This is a genomic window from Stenotrophomonas sp., assembly GCF_032103445.1.
Taxonomy (GTDB): Bacteria; Pseudomonadota; Gammaproteobacteria; order Xanthomonadales; family Xanthomonadaceae; genus Stenotrophomonas.
This window is the reverse complement of sequence record NZ_DAMDFR010000031.1, coordinates 15,513-32,530: the sequence shown is the minus strand read 5'-3', so window position 1 is coordinate 32,530 and position 17,018 is coordinate 15,513. Positions and strand designations below refer to the sequence as shown.

General features: G+C 65.5%; 13 protein-coding genes. 7 read left to right on the top strand and 6 right to left on the bottom strand.

Going from position 1 to position 17,018, the window contains the following annotated elements:
• Positions 1–40 precede the first annotated feature (40 nt).
• Positions 41–1,393: an aspartate aminotransferase family protein gene (locus tag RT551_RS12485; protein WP_313459127.1), complete on the bottom strand. Its 1,353-nt coding sequence runs from the start codon at positions 1,391–1,393 to the stop codon at positions 41–43.
• A 107-nt stretch (positions 1,394–1,500) separates the two neighbouring features.
• On the opposite strand from RT551_RS12485, the gene RT551_RS12480 reads away from it, so the two are divergent.
• Together RT551_RS12480 and RT551_RS12475 are read left to right on the top strand one after the other, a co-directional pair.
• Positions 1,501–3,018, top strand: a complete 1,518-nt coding sequence (locus RT551_RS12480; protein WP_313459124.1) for an aldehyde dehydrogenase — start codon at positions 1,501–1,503, stop codon at positions 3,016–3,018.
• Between the two features lie 228 nt (positions 3,019–3,246).
• Entirely contained in the window at positions 3,247–4,542 is a 1,296-nt protein-coding gene (locus RT551_RS12475; protein ID WP_313459121.1) for an MFS transporter, read from the top strand.
• Here the strand turns inward: RT551_RS12475 and RT551_RS12470 are convergent.
• From RT551_RS12470 to RT551_RS12455, 4 genes are all read right to left on the bottom strand, one after another.
• Entirely contained in the window at positions 4,523–4,984 is a 462-nt protein-coding gene (locus RT551_RS12470) for a bacteriohemerythrin (RefSeq protein WP_125359441.1), read from the bottom strand. The two genes, RT551_RS12475 and RT551_RS12470, sit on opposite strands and share 20 nt — an antisense overlap.
• A 71-nt stretch (positions 4,985–5,055) precedes the next feature.
• Complete coding sequence (locus tag RT551_RS12465) at positions 5,056–6,396, bottom strand: diguanylate cyclase (protein WP_313459118.1); 1,341 nt, start codon at positions 6,394–6,396, stop codon at positions 5,056–5,058.
• Between the two features lie 216 nt (positions 6,397–6,612).
• Positions 6,613–6,903, bottom strand: coding sequence for a hypothetical protein (locus RT551_RS12460; RefSeq protein WP_313459116.1), 291 nt, complete (start codon positions 6,901–6,903; stop codon positions 6,613–6,615).
• Between the two features lie 135 nt (positions 6,904–7,038).
• Complete coding sequence (locus tag RT551_RS12455; protein WP_313459114.1) at positions 7,039–8,334, bottom strand: FAD-binding oxidoreductase; 1,296 nt, start codon at positions 8,332–8,334, stop codon at positions 7,039–7,041.
• A 114-nt stretch (positions 8,335–8,448) separates the two neighbouring features.
• Between RT551_RS12455 and RT551_RS12450 the strand changes: the two genes are divergently transcribed.
• The 5 genes from RT551_RS12450 to RT551_RS12430 all read left to right on the top strand — a co-directional run bounded on the left by RT551_RS12450 (position 8,449) and on the right by RT551_RS12430 (position 15,542).
• Complete coding sequence (locus RT551_RS12450) at positions 8,449–9,867, top strand: glutamine synthetase family protein (RefSeq protein ID WP_313459112.1); 1,419 nt, start codon at positions 8,449–8,451, stop codon at positions 9,865–9,867.
• Between the two features lie 106 nt (positions 9,868–9,973).
• Positions 9,974–11,080: a polyamine ABC transporter substrate-binding protein gene (locus RT551_RS12445; RefSeq protein ID WP_313459110.1), complete on the top strand. Its 1,107-nt coding sequence runs from the start codon at positions 9,974–9,976 to the stop codon at positions 11,078–11,080.
• A gap of 174 nt (positions 11,081–11,254) precedes the next feature.
• On the top strand, positions 11,255–12,430 hold the full coding sequence (locus RT551_RS12440) for an HlyD family secretion protein (RefSeq protein ID WP_313459108.1): 1,176 nt from the start codon (positions 11,255–11,257) through the stop codon (positions 12,428–12,430).
• Complete coding sequence (locus tag RT551_RS12435; protein WP_313459107.1) at positions 12,427–13,974, top strand: DHA2 family efflux MFS transporter permease subunit; 1,548 nt, start codon at positions 12,427–12,429, stop codon at positions 13,972–13,974. The genes RT551_RS12440 and RT551_RS12435 overlap by 4 nt, the downstream gene beginning before the upstream one ends.
• Positions 13,974–15,542: an efflux transporter outer membrane subunit gene (locus tag RT551_RS12430; RefSeq protein ID WP_313459106.1), complete on the top strand. Its 1,569-nt coding sequence runs from the start codon at positions 13,974–13,976 to the stop codon at positions 15,540–15,542. The genes RT551_RS12435 and RT551_RS12430 overlap by 1 nt, the downstream gene beginning before the upstream one ends.
• 76 nt (positions 15,543–15,618) lie before the next feature.
• On the opposite strand, the gene RT551_RS12425 is transcribed toward RT551_RS12430, so the two are convergent.
• A complete protein-coding gene (locus RT551_RS12425) occupies positions 15,619–16,752 on the bottom strand; it encodes a M35 family metallo-endopeptidase (RefSeq protein WP_313459104.1) in 1,134 nt (377 codons plus the stop codon).
• Between the last annotated feature and the right edge of the window lie 266 nt (positions 16,753–17,018).

Here is a 17,018-nt window from a genome sequence, read left to right as displayed (position 1 = left end):
ATCCGGTACGCGGGCGGGACGTGACCCACCATTGTACCGGTCACCCGGTGGCCCGGATCATCTCGCCCAGCACGTCCACGATCCGGTCGATCTGGTCGGTATCGATGATCAGCGGCGGCGACAGCGCGATCACATCGCCGGTGCAGCGCACCAGCAGCTGGCCGTCGCGGAAGCAGCGCTCGAACACCTCATAGCCGCGGCTGCCGGGGGCGTCCTTGCGCGCGGCCAGCTCGACCGCGCCGATCAGCCCGAAGTTACGGATGTCGATCACGTTGGGCAGCCCGCGCAGGCTGTGCAGCCGGGTCTGCCAGTACTCGCCCAGCTCGATGGCACGATCGAACAGGCCCTCGGCGGCGTAGGTGTCCAGCGCCGCCAGCGCTGCCGCACAGGCCAGTGGATGGGCCGAATAGGTATAGCCATGGAACAGTTCGATGGCTCCAGGTGGTCCCTGCATGTGGGCGCTGTGGATGGCGTCGGAGACCAGTACCGCGCCCATCGGCACCGCGCCGTTGGTCAGCCCCTTGGCCATGGTCAGCAGGTCCGGGGTGACCCCGAAGCGCTGCGCCGCGAAGACGTTGCCGACCCGGCCGAAGCCGGTGATCACCTCGTCGAACACCAGCAGAATGCCGTGCTGGTCGCAGATCTCACGCAGCCGCTGCAGGTAGCCCGGGGCCGGCAGGATCACGCCGGCCGAGCCGGCGATGGGTTCGACGAACACCGCAGCGATGGTCGAGGCGTCATGCAGCGCGATCAGCCGCTCCAGGTCCTCGGCCAGCTCGGCACCGTGGCGGGGCAGGCCGGGGCTGAACGCGTTGCGCGACAGGTCGAGGGTGTGGCGCAGGAAGTCAGTGCTTGCCAGCAGGGGACCAAACGCCTTGCGGTTGTTGGGCAGGCCGCCGATCGACAGGCCGCCGAAACCGACCCCGTGATACGCCTTCTCACGGCCGATGAAACGGGTGCGCTGGCCCTCGCCACGCAGGCGGTGGTAGCCCAGCGCGATCTTCATCGCGGTATCCACCGCTTCGGAGCCGGAATTGGTGAAGAACACATGGTTCAACGAGGCCGGGGCCAGTGCCGCCAGCCGCTGCGCCAGCACGAACGGTAGCGGCGTGCCCATCTGGAACGGCGGGGCGAAGTCCAGCTGGGCGGCCTGCTCCTGGATCGCCTGCACGATGCGCGGGCGGGCGTGGCCGGCATTGCAGCACCACAGCCCGGCCGCGCCATCCAGAATCGGGCGGTCGTCGACGTCGTGGTAGTACATCCCTTCGGCACGGACCAGCAGGCGCGGTGCAGCCTTGAACTGGCGGTTGGCGGTGAACGGCATCCAGAACGCCTCCAGTGAATCGGGGCGCTGCCGGGACAACGTGGACAGCGGGGTCTGCGCGGACGCCATCGGTCACTCCGGACTTGAACGGGTGCTCACGACTCTATCGCAGCTGCATCACGGCGTACCGTGACGGAACCGGTATAACGGGGCCAGATTGTCCACGTGGAGGGCAGATGAGCATTCTGCATGAACGGGCTGCGCGCAGCCGCGCCGAATGGCAGCAGCACGCCGACGCGCTGCGCCCGCAGGGCCAGGCGTTTATCGACGGGCGCTACGTGGATGCCGCCGACGGCGCGCGTTTCGACTGCATCAGCCCGGTTGATGGACGTGTGCTGGCCCAGGTCACCGACTGTGGTGCAGCGGATGTGGATCGTGCCGTGGTCGCGGCGCGCCGCAGTTTTGAAGCCGGGCACTGGTCGCGGACATCGCCCGTACAGCGCAAGCGGGTACTGCTGCGGCTGGCCGACCTGGTCGAGCAGCATACGGACGAACTGGCGCTGCTGGAGACCCTGGACATGGGCAAGCCGGTGCGTGACGCCCGCAATGATGATCTGCCCGGGGCCGTGCGCTGCCTGCGCTGGACCGCCGAAGCGGTCGACAAGGTGTATGGCGAGATCGCCCCGACCGGCGTGGACACGCTGGGCCTGATCAGCCGCGAGCCGGTCGGCGTGGTGGCGGCGATCGTGCCGTGGAATTTTCCGCTGCTGATGGCGGCCTGGAAAATTGCCCCCGCGCTGGCCGCAGGCAACTCGGTCATTCTGAAGCCGTCGGAGCGCTCGCCGTTAAGCGCGGTGCGGCTGGCCGCGTTGGCGGCCGAAGCGGGCATTCCGGATGGGGTGTTCAATGTGCTGCCGGGGCACGGGCAGCGCACCGGCGAGCCGCTGGCCCTGCACATGGATGTGGACGCGCTGGCGTTCACCGGCTCCACGGCGGTCGGTCGCACCCTGCTGCAATGCGCGGGGCGTTCCAACCTCAAACGGGTCTGGCTGGAGTGCGGCGGGAAAAGCCCGAATCTTGTTTTCGCCGACGCGCCCGATCTGGATGCGGCGGCCAAGGCGACCGCAACCGGCATCTTCTACAACCAGGGCGAAGTCTGCACGGCCGCGTCCCGACTGCTGGTGCAGCGCTCGGTGCAGGCCGAGTTCGTGCACCGCGTGCTGGCCCATGCCGAGCACATGCAGCCGGGGCATCCGCTGGACCCGCAGGCGTCGATGGGTGCGCTTGTGGACGCCGCGCATGCGGGACGCGTGCTGGACTACATCGCCCGCGGCCAGGCCGAGGGCGGGCGACTGCTGCTGGGTGGCAAGCGTGTCGAGGTGGTGGCCGGCGGCAGCTATGTGCAGCCGACCGTGTTCGATGAAGTGGATGCCCGCCATACGCTGGCGCGCGAGGAGGTGTTCGGGCCGGTGCTGGCGGTGCAGGGTTTCGACCGCGAGGAAGAGGCGCTTCGGCTGGCCAATGATTCGGTGTACGGGCTGGCCGCCGGGGTGTGGACACGCGACCTCGGTCGCGCGCACCGGGTGGCGCGGCAGTTGCGTGCCGGCAGCGTGTGGGTCAACCAGTGGGACGGTGGCGACATGACTGCGCCGTTTGGGGGGTACAAGCAGTCCGGGATCGGCCGCGACAAGTCGCTGCATGCGTTCGACAAGTACACCGAGTTGAAGGCGACCTGGATTCATCTGGGGACCTGAACATCGATGCCCGGTTGCACTTCGCGTCACTCGATACACCGTGCGTAGAGCCGGGCTTGCCCGGCTGCACTTCGCGCCATCAACGGCAGCCGGGCAAGCCCGGCGCTACGACGTTGCACGATCTGCCAAGCCGGGCAAGCCCGGCGCTACGGTTGCGCGTGCAACCATCCCTCCGCGTTCAGCAACCTGCGTGGCAGAATCCGGCAGCTGCCTTTCTTCGTGTGCCCGATGTCGACCACCGCCGCCGCAACGCCCGTCAATTCGCCCCGCCGTGTGCTGGCTGCCAGCCTGATCGGCACCACCATCGAGTTCTTCGACTTCTACATCTACGCCACCGCGGCGGTGCTGGTGTTCCCGCACCTGTTCTTCCCGCAGAGCAGTGAAGGGGCCGCCCTGCTGCAGTCGCTGGCGACGTTCGCGGTGGCTTTCATCGCGCGCCCGGTCGGCTCGGCGGTGTTCGGTCATTACGGCGACCGCATTGGTCGCAAGGCCACGCTGGTGGCCGCGCTGCTGACCATGGGAGTGTCCACCGTGGCGATCGGCCTGCTGCCCACCCACGCCAGCATCGGGCTTGCCGCCCCCGCGCTGCTGGCGCTGTGCCGGTTCGGCCAGGGCCTGGGGCTGGGCGGGGAGTGGGGCGGTGCGGTGCTGCTGGCCACCGAGAACGCACCGCCGGGCAAGCGCGCCTGGTATGGCATGTTCCCGCAGCTGGGCGCGCCGCTGGGCTTCCTGCTCTCGGCCGGCATCTTCCTGCTGCTGGGGCGCTTGATGAGCGATGCCGATTTCCTGCAGTGGGGCTGGCGTGTGCCGTTCCTGGCCAGTTCGCTGCTGGTCGCGGTGGGGCTGTGGGTACGCCTGAACATTCACGAGACGCCGCAGTTCCAGGCCGCGCTGGACCGCAACGAGCGCGTGCGCCTGCCGATGTGGACGGTGCTGCGCCATCATCCGCTGACCCTGCTGCTGGGCACGCTGGGCGCGTTTGCGACGTTTGTGCTGTTCTACCTGATGACCGTGTTCACCCTGGGCTACGGCACCACGGTGCTGCATTACAGTCGTGAGCAGTTCCTGCTGATGCAGATGGTCGGCATCCTGTTCTTCGCCGCCGGCATTCCGCTGTCGGCGATGTACGGTGACCGCTGGGGCACACGCCGCACCATGATCGTGGCGAGTGGCCTGATTTTGGGGTTCGGTGTGGTGTTCGCACCGCTGTTCCAGGCCGGCAGCCCGTGGATGGTGATCGGCTTCCTGTCGCTGGGCCTGTTCCTGATGGGGCTCACCTACGGCCCCTGCGGCACGTTCCTGGCCGAGATATACCCGGTGCAGGTGCGCTACACCGGGGCCTCGCTGTCGTTCAACATCGCCGGCATTCTGGGTGCCGCACCGGCCCCGTATGTGGCCACCTGGCTGGCCGAACGCTTCGGCCTGCTGGCGGTAGGCTATTACCTGTGCCTGACCGCGCTGGTCACCTTGCTGGCGCTGCTGGCCATGAGCCGACGCGCTGCGCTCAGCCAAACAACCGCTTGACCGTACGGCTGAGCCAGCCGCCCTGTTCGTGTTCGCGGGCGAACTTGTTCAGATGGGCCTTCACCGCTGGCGCATAGGCCTGGTCGTCGCCGCGGATGTGGTTGAACAGCCAGCGTGACAGCATGTTGCGCAGTTCATCGGTGACATCTTCGCCGGCCTGGAAGCGCATGCGGTACTCGAGTACGCGCTTGCCGAAAATCTCGTGCACGCGCTTGTGCGCCGCGCAGAACGGATAGCCGGCTTCCTCCATCAGCTCTTCCTCGAACGCGAAGTGCGACATGGTGTAGTCGATCAGTTCATCGATTACTTCCGCCACCGCCAGTCGATGCATGCTGGTCTGCGCCGCGTGCAGATGGTTGAGCATCTCCACGATCCGCATATGCTGGTGATCGATGACGTCGATCCCGGTGTTGAGATCGTCCTGCCAGACCAGAACTGCCATGTCGCGCTCCCTGTGCGATTGCCTTTGGGAGCCACTCTAGGCAGGGGCCGGTGCCCCCGCGTTGATCTGGATCAAGGCAGCGCTTCGGCAACCCGGGCCGGAGTGGCGCTGTTGCTGCTGCTGACCCGGTTGCGGCCGCCGGCCTTGGCCAGATAGAGCTGGCGGTCGGCTTCGGAGATCAGCAGGTGCAGCGAATCGCGCTGCGGCGTCAGGCAGCACACGCCGATGCTGACCGTCATGCGCAGGATGGTCGGGCCCAGATGCACCTGCAGCGAGGCGATGCGCTGGCGCAGGAGTTCGAAGTAACCCAGCGCTTCGTCTTCTTCCAGCCCCGGCACCAGCAGGCAGAATTCCTCGCCACCAAAGCGGGCGGTCAGGTCCTGGTCGCGCGCATGGTCGGCCACGGTAGCGGCGACCGCGCGCAGCGCGTCGTCGCCTGCTTCATGGCCGTAGGTGTCGTTGATGTGCTTGAAGTGGTCGATGTCGATCATCGCCACGGCTACCTTGTCGCCGCTGTGCTGCAGCGCCGGCAACTGGCGCTGGCTCTGCTCCAGGAAGGAGCGGCGGTTCGGCAGGCCGGTCAGGAAGTCGCGCGTGGCCAGGTCCTGCAGGGTGCCGATCAGTTCCAGCTGATCGACGTTCTGCGAGACACGGCAGAAGAACTCCTCGCGCGAGAACGGCTTGCGCAGGAAGTCATTCGCGCCGTTCTTCAGGAAGCGAGGAATCAGGGTCTGGTCGGTGTTGCCGGAAATGCCGATCACCGCCACCTTGTCGCGCGAGCGCAGGGTGCGCAGGCGGCGGGTGAATTCCACACCCTCCATGCCCGGCATTTCCTGGTCCACCACGGCCAGACGAATGGCCGGATGCGCCTCGATGGCCTTCAGGCCTTCGGCTCCGTCGGCCGCTTCGTAGACGTCGTGACCATACATGCGCAGCAACGAGGCCGCGTACATGCGGGCGGACATCGAGTCGTCCACCACCAGCGCGGCGATGCGGCGGTTGCGTTCCAGGCGCTGCACCAGCCACACCAGGTAGTCCACGCTGCCGGGGGTGTTCTTCAGCACGTAGTCGATGATCTGCTGCTGCAGCACGCGCTTGCGCAGGTCTTCGTCGTACACGCCGCTGACCACCACGGTGCGCAGCCCGCGCGACAGGAAGTAGTCCACTACCTGGTCGCGGTCACCGTCGGCCAGCACCAGGCCGGTGAGAACCAGGAACCAGCCGCTCTCGTCATCCAGCAGGCGTCCGGCTTCGGCCAGGCTGGTGGCCACCGACACGGGCAGCTCCAGTCGCTGCTCGATGGCTTCCTTCAACATGGTGGTGAACGTGCGCGAGTTTTCCACCAGCAGAATGCGCTGGGGAAGTGCATCACCGGGGCTGCTGTCAAAAGCGCCCTGCAACAGTGCCGGCATGTTTGGTTCGCTCGATTCCGGGTGGTTCAGGTTTGGTAGCGGCCAGCCAGCGGGGGACTTTAGGGGCAAATTCTGAATCTGCGGAGGCTTTCACATTTCTCACGAAGCCTCACCTAATGTGTCACGCAGACTGGCATTCTGGATGACGCGTAGGGACGGGCCATGCCCGTCCCGGGACGTAGCACCGGGCGACTCGCAGCCACGCATGGCGTGGCTCTACAACTGCTCCGGCAGTTCGACTGACCAGACGGGTACCTTGCCGTCGTCGTACAGCACCAGCGAAAAGCGTGGGTTGCGATAGATGACGATCGGCACAGCTTCTGGTGACGTCTTCAGCCGCCATGACGGCAGCGACGTGCGCGCAGAAACCGCGCCTGCGGGAATGGCCCAGAACAGATGGCCGGCATTGGCGAAGTGAACGATCACCCGGCCGGTAGCGTCCTTGACCTGGTAGTACGCGATTTCATCGCTCTGGAACCCGCACACACGTAAGTCGTCCACCGTCACGCCGGCTGCCTCCACGGGGCCTCTGAATGTCCGCGCTGCACGGGAGCCGTGCTTGTCGCGTGAAATAAAGGCTAATCCCGCGTGTGGCTGACGGCTTTGAAACGATTCTGATATTCGGCGTGCGCAATGGCGGCGTCACCACAGCAGATCACGCAGCTTGTACCAGGACATCGCCGCCACCAGCAGGGGCGTGCGCAGCAGCGGGCCACCCGGGAAGCGACGGTGCGGAATCCGTGCGAAGGCATCCAGCCGCTCATTCTGCCCGGCAATGGCCGCGGCGATGACGTCGCCTGCCAGTCCGGTCGCGGCCACGCCGTGCCCTGAAAAACCCTGTGCGAAGTACACGTTGGGGGTCAGTCGCCCCCAATGCGGGGCGCGGTTGCGGGTGATGTCGACGAAGCCACCCCAGACCTGTTCCAACCCCACGTCGCGCAGCTGCGGGAACACGTGCTGCATGCGCCGGGTCATCACCCCGCGCAGGCCGGGCGGGGGCAGGGCGGAATAGCTGGCGCGGCCACCGAACAGCAGCCGGTGGTCGGCACTGAGTTTGAAGTAGTCCAGCGCCCAGCTGACATCGGCCACCGCCATGTCGTTGTTGATCAGGCTGCGCGCGCGTTCTTCGCCCAGCAACGGCGTAGCTCCGATATAGGTGCCCACCGGCATGATCCGCGATTCCAGTTCCGGAGCAATGCCAGCCAGCAGCGCATTGCCGGCAATCACGACGTGGTCGGCACGGACCCTGCCTTCCGGGGTGCGCAGTTGCGGTCGGGCTTCACGCAGCAGCTGCTGCACCGGGCTCGCTTCGTGGATGACGACGCCGAGACTTTCAGCGGCCCGGGCCAGGCCTTGAGCGTAGGCGAGCGGATGCAGATGACCGCTGGCGACATCGAACATCGCCCCGCGATAGCGCGGGCTGTCCAGTTGCTCGCGCAGCTGCGCCTGGCCCCACCACTGCAGCGGGTAATCGTAGTGCTCTACCAGCCGCTGCATGCCGCGCCGCAGCTCGCGCTCCTGGCGGGCATTGATCGGCACGCTGGCATGCCCGTCACGCCAGTCGCAGGCGATCTGGTAATGCTGCAGGCGCCGGCGCAGCAGGGCCATGCCTTCGCGCGAGTAATCGAACAATGCACGCGCGCTGATCTTGCCGACCAGCCGTTCCAGCGTGTCCACCTCACAGCCAAACCCCACGATGGCCTGGCCGCCATTGCGCCCGGACGCTCCCCAGCCCACGCGCTGCGCTTCCAGCACGGTCACCCGGTAGCCGCGCTCGGCCAGCGACAGCGCCGCGGAAAGGCCGGTATAGCCCGCCCCGAGCACGCACACATCGGCCTGGGTGTCGCCGCGCAGGGCAGGACGCAAAGGTACGTCCGGCACGCTGGCGGCGTACCAGCTGGGCGCATGCGGCTGCCCGGCAGGACGTGCCAGGGTCATGCAGCAGGGGCGGGGGGGCGGCTCATGCCGACAGCATGCCAGCAACTGACGCGAAGGGGAGGTCAGCGCGGCGATGCTTGCCTGGCTCGCCCGGGCGGGGTTACCGTGCCGGACATGACCAGCCGACCGCGCCCGCGAAAACCCGCCACTACAGCGCGCAGGACCGCCGCCGCCTCGCCGGCACCGGAAGAGAGCGCGCTGCTGCGCTGGCTCAAGGAGCGTCGGATCACCGAGGTGGAGTGCCTGGTACCGGATATCACCGGCAACGCTCGTGGCAAGATCATTCCGGCCGACAAGTTCTCGCACGATTACGGCACGCGGCTGCCTGAGGGCATTTTCGCCACCACCGTCACCGGTGAATTCCCGGACGATTACTACGAGCTGACCTCACCGTCGGATTCGGACATGATCCTGCGCCCGGACCCGGATACCGTGCGCATGGTGCCGTGGGCGACTGACCCGACCGCCCAGGTCATCCACGACTGCTACACCAAACACGGCGAGCCGCACGAGCTGGCTCCGCGCAACGTACTGCGGCGGGTATTGGATGCCTACGCCGAACTGGGCCTGCGCCCGGTGGTCGCGCCGGAGCTGGAGTTCTTCCTGGTGCAGAAGAACACCGACCCGGATTTCCCGCTGCTGCCCCCGGCCGGGCGCTCCGGGCGTCCGGAAACCGCACGGCAGTCGTACTCCATCGATGCGGTCAACGAGTTCGACCCGATCCTCGACCTGATGTACGACTATTGCGACGCGATGAAACTGGACGTGGATACGTTGATCCACGAATCCGGCGCGGCGCAGCTGGAAGTGAATTTCACCCACGCCAATGCAATGGACCTCGCGGACCAGGTGTTCCTGTTCAAGCGCACCATGCGCGAGGCGGCGATGCGTCACGGCGTGTACGCGACCTTCCTGGCCAAGCCGATGGAGACCGAGCCGGGCAGCGCCATGCACATTCACCAGAGCCTGCTGCGGATCAGCGACGGGCACAACGTGTTCAGTGGTGATGTGGGGGGCGAGGAGTTCAGCCCGATCTTCGGACACTATCTGGCCGGCCTGCAGAAGTACGTGCCGATGGCGATGGCCTTCTTCGCGCCGAACGTGAACTCGTACCGTCGCCTGGTGTTCGGAGAGGTCTCGCCGAGCAACGTGCACTGGGGCTTCGACAACCGCACCTGCGGCCTGCGCGTGCCCATGGATACCCAGGAAAACATGCGCGTGGAAAGCCGCTTCGCCGGTTCCGACGCCAACCCGTACCTGGCCATGGCCGCCACGCTGGCCGCAGGCCTGCTCGGCATTCGTGAGCAGGGCGCGCCGACCGCACCGGTCAGCGGCAGCGCCAAGGAGCTGGGCTACGACCTGCCACGCTCGCTGGGCGAGGCGCTGGACGGGCTGGAAGGCTGTCCCGCCCTGCAGCAGATGCTGGGCGAACGCTTCTGCCGCGCCTATGTGTCGGTCAAGCGCAAGGAATACGAGACCTTCTTCCGGGTGATCAGCTCCTGGGAGCGCGAGTTTCTGCTGCTGAATGTGTAGCCGCCGGCCGTCCGGGCTGGGAAAATGCGTACCTGGCCGTTAGGCTGACCCCGTTCCTGCCGGTCCACCCGGTTCCCCCACTTTGCTTCGACCCGTGGAGACCCCGATGAAGCTGCGAATCCTGACCCTCGGCATTGCCGTTTCCCTGCTCAGCGCCTGCGGTGGCGGTGCCAAACAGGAGGACAGCAAGGTGCTCAACGTCTACAACTACAGCGATTACATCGCCGAAGACACCATTCCGAACTTCGAGAAGGCCACCGGCATCAAGGTGACCTACGACGTGTTCGACAGCGACGAGATGGTGGAAACCAAGCTGCTGGCCGGCGACAGCGGGTACGACGTGGTCGTGCCGACGCTGAACTTCTTCGGTCGCCAGATCCAGGCCGGCGTGTTCCTGCCGCTGGACAAGAGCAAGATTCCAAACCTGGCCAATCTTGATCCGGAAATGATGAAGCGCATCGCGCAGCAGGATCCGGACAACAAGTATGGCGTGCCGTACATGATCGGCACCACCGGCATCGGCTACAACGTGGACATGCTGAAGGAGCGCTTCGGCGGCAGCACCGAGATCGCCAACAGCTGGGATCTGATCTTCAAGCCTGAAAACATCGCCAAGATGAAGGACTGCGGGATCACCATCCTCGACACCCCGGCGGACATGATTCCGATCGCGCTGCATTACCTGGGCGAAGATCCGCACAGCCACGACCCGGCAGTGATCCAGAAGGCGGCCGACCTGCTCAAGAGCATCCGCCCGTACGTGCAGCAATTCCACTCCTCGCAGTACGTGGGCTCGCTGGCCAACGGTGGTACCTGCCTGGTGGTGGGCTGGTCGGGCGACGTCATCCAGGCCCGTGACCGCGCCGAGGAAGCCGACAACGGCGTGACCGTGGCCTACTCGATCCCGAAGGAAGGCGCACCGCAGTGGTTCGACATGCTGGCCATTCCGAAGGATGCCAAGCACCCGGAAGCGGCGTATGCGTTCATCAACTACCTGCTCGACCCGAAGGTCGCTGCGGCCAACACCGACTTCATCCATTACGCCAACCCGGTGAGTGCGGCCACGCCGCTGGTGGACGAAGCGATCCGTAACGATCCCACCATCTACCCGCCGGCTGACGTGGCCGCGAAGATGTTCACCTATTCGGTCAATCCGCCGGACGTGGACAAGCTGTACACCCGCCTGTGGACCGAGGTAAAGACCGGGCGTTGAGACAGGGATCCAATGTGTAGATGAAATGAACCGCCGGCTGCCACGCCGGCGGTTTTTTCTTGTGGGGAACCCACTGGATGTCGCTTTTCACCTGTTGTCTGCACCCGCTCCCCTACCGTTGCGTATGGGGCGCTTGCGCGCCTCGCCTCCCACGACCCCAGCCGCGACGAGACGATGAGCGACAAGCCCCCACGGCACGACGCCGATCCCGAACAGACTCCCGACGATGAGAAGGCGGACAGCGAGAAGAAGCCGTCGCCATTGAAAAACCCCAAGGTGCGCTGGACGCTGATCATTCTCGGCGTGCTGGTGCTGATCGGGCTGCTGGCGTGGCTGGTGTACCACCTGCTGGTGGGTCGCTATCTGCAGGACACCAACAACGCCTATCTGCAGGCCGATGCGGTCGCGGTCGCGCCACGCATCAACGGCTACGTCACCGAAGTGCTGGTGCAGGACAACCAATGGGTCAAGGCCGGCGAACCGCTGCTGCGGATCGATCCGCGTACCTACCGGGCCACGCTGGACCAGGCCGAGGCAGTGATCGCGGTCCGCGAAGCGGACATCGCCGCAGCCCAGGCGAACGTGCAGGGGCAGGGCGCGTCACTGCAGCAGGCCCGCACCCAGAAGACCGCCGCGGCTGCCAGCCTGACGTTTGCGAAGGCCGAGGTGGCGCGCTTCGCGCCGCTCGCTGCCTCCGGCGCGGATACCCATGAACACATCGAGAGCCTGCGCCACGACCTGCAACGTGCCCAGGCCCAGTTTGACGCGGCGCAGGCGCAGATCAGCGGAGCGCAGAGCCAGATCGAGGCCAGCACCGCGCAGCTGGAACAGGCCCAGGCCGGATTGAAGCAGGCCCAGGCCGACGCGGACCAGGCACGGGTGGCATTCGAAGACACCGAGCTGACCGCACGCATTGATGGCCGCATCGGCAACAAGACCGTGCAGGTCGGCCAGTTTGTTTCCGCCGGCACCCGCACCATGACCGTGGTGCCGGTGGCCTCGCTGTACCTGAGTGCGAACTTCAAGGAAACCCAGGTGGGGCTGATGCGCCCGGGCCAGCCGGCCGAGATCAAGGTCGACGCACTGCCGGGAACCACGTTGCACGGCACGGTGGAAAGCATCTCGCCGGGCACGGGGGCGCAGTTCGCCCTGCTGCCCCCGCAGAACGCGACCGGCAACTTCACCAAGGTGGTGCAGCGTGTGCCGGTGCGTATCCGCGTGGATGCCGGCGAGGAAGCTCGCAAGGTGCTGGTACCCGGCATGTCGGTCGAGGTCACCGTGGATACCCGCAACGCACGTGACGCGCGCGAGCGCACCGAGCAGGAAGCCGAGGAAAGGGCGGCGAAGTGAGCGCAACTGCCCCCAGCGCCGCTGCTGAAAAAGCCGACGCGAGTGCCTGGCTGGCGGTGGCGGCAGGCACCATCGGCTCGTTCATGGCAACGCTGGATATCTCCATCGTCAACGCCGCACTGCCAACCATCCAGGGCGAGGTCGGGGCCAGCGGCACCGAAGGTACGTGGATCTCCACGGCCTTCCTGGTCTCGGAAATCGTGATGATTCCGCTGACCGGCTGGTTCGTACGCACGCTCGGCCTGCGTACCTTCCTGCTGATCTGCGCGACGCTGTTCACCGCATTTTCGGTGATGTGCGGCCTGGCCGACTCGCTGGCGATGATGATCGCCGGGCGGATCGGCCAGGGCTTTGCCGGCGGTGCGCTCATTCCCACCGCCCTGACCATTGTCGGCACGCGGTTGCCACCGGCACAGCAGCCGCTGGGCACCGCGCTGTTCGGCATGACGGTGATCCTGGGGCCGGTGATCGGCCCGTTGCTGGGCGGTTGGCTGACCGAGAACGTGAGCTGGCACTACGCCTTCTTCATCAACGTTCCGATCTGTGCCGGCCTGGTCGCCTTGCTGCTGCTCGGCCTGCCACACGAAAAGTCGGACTGGGGCGGCCTGCTGCGCGCCGACTGGCTGGGCATCCTGGGCATGACCGCGGGCCTGTCGGCGCTGACCGTGGTGCTGGAGGACGGGCAGCGCGAGCGCTGGTTCGAGTCCACGCTGATCATCGTGCTCAGTTTCGTCTCGATCATGGGCTTTGCCTTGCTTGCACTGGCGCAGTTCACCAGCCGCGAACCGGTGATACGCCTGGGTATCCTGTTCCAGCGCAGCTTTGGCGCGGTGTTTGTGATGGTGATGGCGGTGGGCATGATCCTGTTCGGGGTCATGTACATGATTCCGCAGTTCCTGGCAGTGATCGCCGGCTACAACACCGAGCAGGCCGGTTACGTGTTGCTGTTGGCCGGGTTGCCCACCATCCTGCTGATGCCGTTGATGCCGAAGATGCTGGAAACAGTGGATGTGCGCATCATGGTATTTGCCGGCATGCTGTGTTTTGCCGCCGCCTGTTTCGTCAATCTGGGCCTGACCCCGGACAGCATCGGACCGCATTTCGTGGTGGGCCAGCTGCTGCAGGGCTGCGGGTTGGCGCTGGCGATGATGGCGCTCAACCAGGCAGCGATCACCTCGGTGCCGCGCGAGTACACCAGCGACGCCTCCGGGCTGTTCAACGCGGCGCGCAACCTCGGTGGCTCCATTGGCCTGGCCATCATCTCCACCTTCCAGGAGCGGCGCATGACGCTGCATGTGGATGCCATCGGCAGCAGTGTGACCGCGAACTCGCCGATCGCGCAGGATGCGCTGCAGCAATATGGCCAGCAGCTGGGCGATGGAGCCCAGGTGATGGCGGTGCTGGGCCAGGAAGTGCAGCAGCAGGCGCTGGTGATGGCCTACAACGACCTGTTCTGGATCTTCGGCGGGATCGTGGTGTTGACCTTCCCGCTGGTGTTCCTCCTCAAGCCCTTGCCCAAGGGCGTTCCCATGGCGATGCATTGATGACCGTGACCCCTTTCAAACCGATCCGTGGGCTGTTCGCGCTGGGGCTGCCGCTGGCGCTGGGTGCGTGCATGCTGGGACCGGACTACGTCCGGCCCGACGTGGCAAAGGACGCCGTCGAGCAACCGCAGTTGCCGCGCGCCGCCGATGCCGGCGTCACCGCCGCTGCGCCGCCGAGCCAGTGGTGGCGGGAATTGCAGGACCCGGTGCTGGATGGCCTGGTGGATCAGGCGCTGCGCAACAGCCCGAACCTGCGGGTTGCGCAGGCGCGCCTGCTGGCTTCGCGCGCGCTGGTGAAGCAACGCCGCGCCGAGCAGTTGCCCAGCGTGGGTGCGGTCGCGGCCTATACCAACATCCAGATGCCCGATTCGCTGAACGACAGCGTGCGCGGGATCGGCGAAGGCGTGGCCCAGGCGGCCGAAGCGAATGGCCGCCCGCAGGAGGCCGCGCAGATCCGCCAGCAGCTCGGTGACGTCAACCTCGACACCGAGCTGTACATCGCCGGCGTGGACGCCAGCTGGGAGCTGGATCTGTTCGGGCGCCGCAGACGTGCGGCGGAGCAGGCCAATGCCGAGGCCGACGCCAGCCTGGCCGAGCTCGCCGATGCGCAGGTACAGCTGGCGGCCGAGGTGGCGCAGGTGTATCTGGGATATCGCAGCACGCGTGAGCGCCAGTTGCTGGCCGAAGACAACATTGCCGCCGCCGAGCACAGCCTGGCCTTGACCCGGCAACGGCGTGCTGGCGGCGCGGATTCCGACCTGCAGGTGGAACGCGCGCTGGGCCAGCTGGAGCAGCAGCGCGCACAGCTGCCCGACCTGCAGGCGCAGGCGCTGGAAGCACGCGACCAGCTGGCCCTGATGACCGGTCGCGCGCCCGGTGCGCTGGACAGCCTGCTGGCCACCGACCGCCCCTTGCCGTCATTGCCCGCGGTGGTACCCGTCGACGATGCTGCTGCGGTGATCCGGCGCCGCCCGGATATCCGCCAGGCCGAGCGCCAGTTGGCGGCCTCCTCGGCGCAGATCGGCCAGGCGCTGTCAGCGTACTTTCCGCAGGTGAACCTGCTCGGCGCGGTCGGGATGGGGGCCAGTTCGCCGTCTGACCTCAACAGTGACGCCGTGAGCACGGTCGTGGCCCCGTTCCTGCGTTGGTCGGTATTCGACTTCGGCAAAACCCGCGCCCAGGTGGCGCAGGCCCGCGCCGGCAACGAGGCCCGTCTGGCGGCGTATGAAGGCACCGTGCTGGCCGCGCTGCAGGACGCCAACACCGCGTTGGCCCAGTTCGGCAGCGCCCGGCAGCAGGTCATGGTGACCACCCGGGCGGAGGCCTCGGCGCAACGCGCCGACGCGCTGATGCAGCAGCGCCGGGCGGCCGGAGCCGCATCGCAGATCGACCTGCTTGATGTGCAGCGCCAGCGTCTGCAGGCGCAGGACGCGTTGGCCCAGGCCCGGCTGCAGCTGCTGGTGCGTTATGCCGGTCTGCAGAAGAGCCTGGGGCTGGGCTGGGAGCAGGCTCCCGAACCGGGCAGCACGGGCACGGCAAACCGCCCGGTTCCGGTATCACCGTTGTAGCCGCAGCTCGCTGGAATGCACTGCCCACCTCCTGTGGGCCTTCGATTGCATGATTTGGCATCAGGAGCCAGGTCGGCTACTCCTGATTGTCTAGATTGTCCACAAAGTACTCGTAGCTGTATGCGTGATCAGAAGCGACGTCTCGAGCATCAACGGCCAGCTTTCGCGCATCTTCCGGCAGGGCAAAGTACGCATCATGGTCTTCCGTGCCTTTGGCAAAAGAATCGTTGAAGTGACTTGCTTCATGGTAGATCGTGCGCGCCCGCGAACCTCCTCTTACGCCGGGGCCGACCGGCAGTTTGAAGAACTTTGGGCAGTAGTTGACTACGTGGTCTGAATTTGGGTCGACCCATGCGATCACGCGCTCGGCGTCTTCGTCGGCGCATTCGCAAGATGGTTTCAGGAAGCGGACACGATTCGCTGTTGCGGAAAGTACTTTGCGAATCCTCGTGTTGGTCTTGTTCTCCACATTTGGATCGCCATGAATTCCGAACCATGTGGTGTATCGCGGAGTTTGCTTGAACTTGTACTTGATCTCCCCCGGTGCATGGACGCGCTCGTAAAGACCATCCACGTAGTCGCTGGCATCTTGCGCCATCGTTGAGGCGGCAGGCAGGGCTTGCAGGATTCCCAGCATTTTCTCCGGAGGGCAGAGTGTGCCGGGATAGGGTAGTTCTGTCTGCGCTTGCCCTTGGCTTTGTACCCTTGTTGATCCTGTTCTTACTCTGATGCTATGCGGTGTGGTGAAGGTTGGGGTGCTTTCAGGGTCGTAATGCTCAAATCCGCGCAAGGTTATTTCGTACTCTGTCGATGGGTGAAGGTCATAGTTCTGGGAGAGATTGACGCTTATCGCCTTCACCTCTCCGGGGCGAAGTGTGATGCGGGAGCTTTGCGCTTCTGGTGTCAGGTTGACGATGACGCCTTTGTATCGCGCGCTATCACCCTGTTTGGACGTGGCGCGGAATGCATTGCTCCAGAGTCTTCCGTCGCGCATCTTGTGCGGCATGTCCGCCTCTCTTATGGAGGCGTCATGTGGCCCCGCGTTCTTGTATGTGACAGTGACCACGACTGCATGACGTTCTGTGTGGTCTTGTTGAACGCTGGCCGAAACATGGGCCTGCGCATTGTTTGACGACAGTGCTGTTGCTGCAATGAAGAAGGCAGTTGCTGGGTGTTTCATTTCTCTCTCGGTGATGAGGTGATGATCCACTCTCGATCTGCGAGATTGTTGCGTCAATCATGCCGAAGTTGGATGTGTGACCCGTTACTTGGAATGCGAAACGCAGGTATCTTTCTTTGTGATTGGCGTCCAGATAACTGGGTTTTCGTATTAGTTTGAAATGTGTTGGGTGAACTTTGATGTCGGGAATGGCGAGTTTCTGAGATCTCTCAAGCGCATTTCCGTCAAATTGAAAGACGATGGCGGATGTAGCTTTCTGTGCGGATCTGCGTCTTCCGGCAACGCATGACCGATAA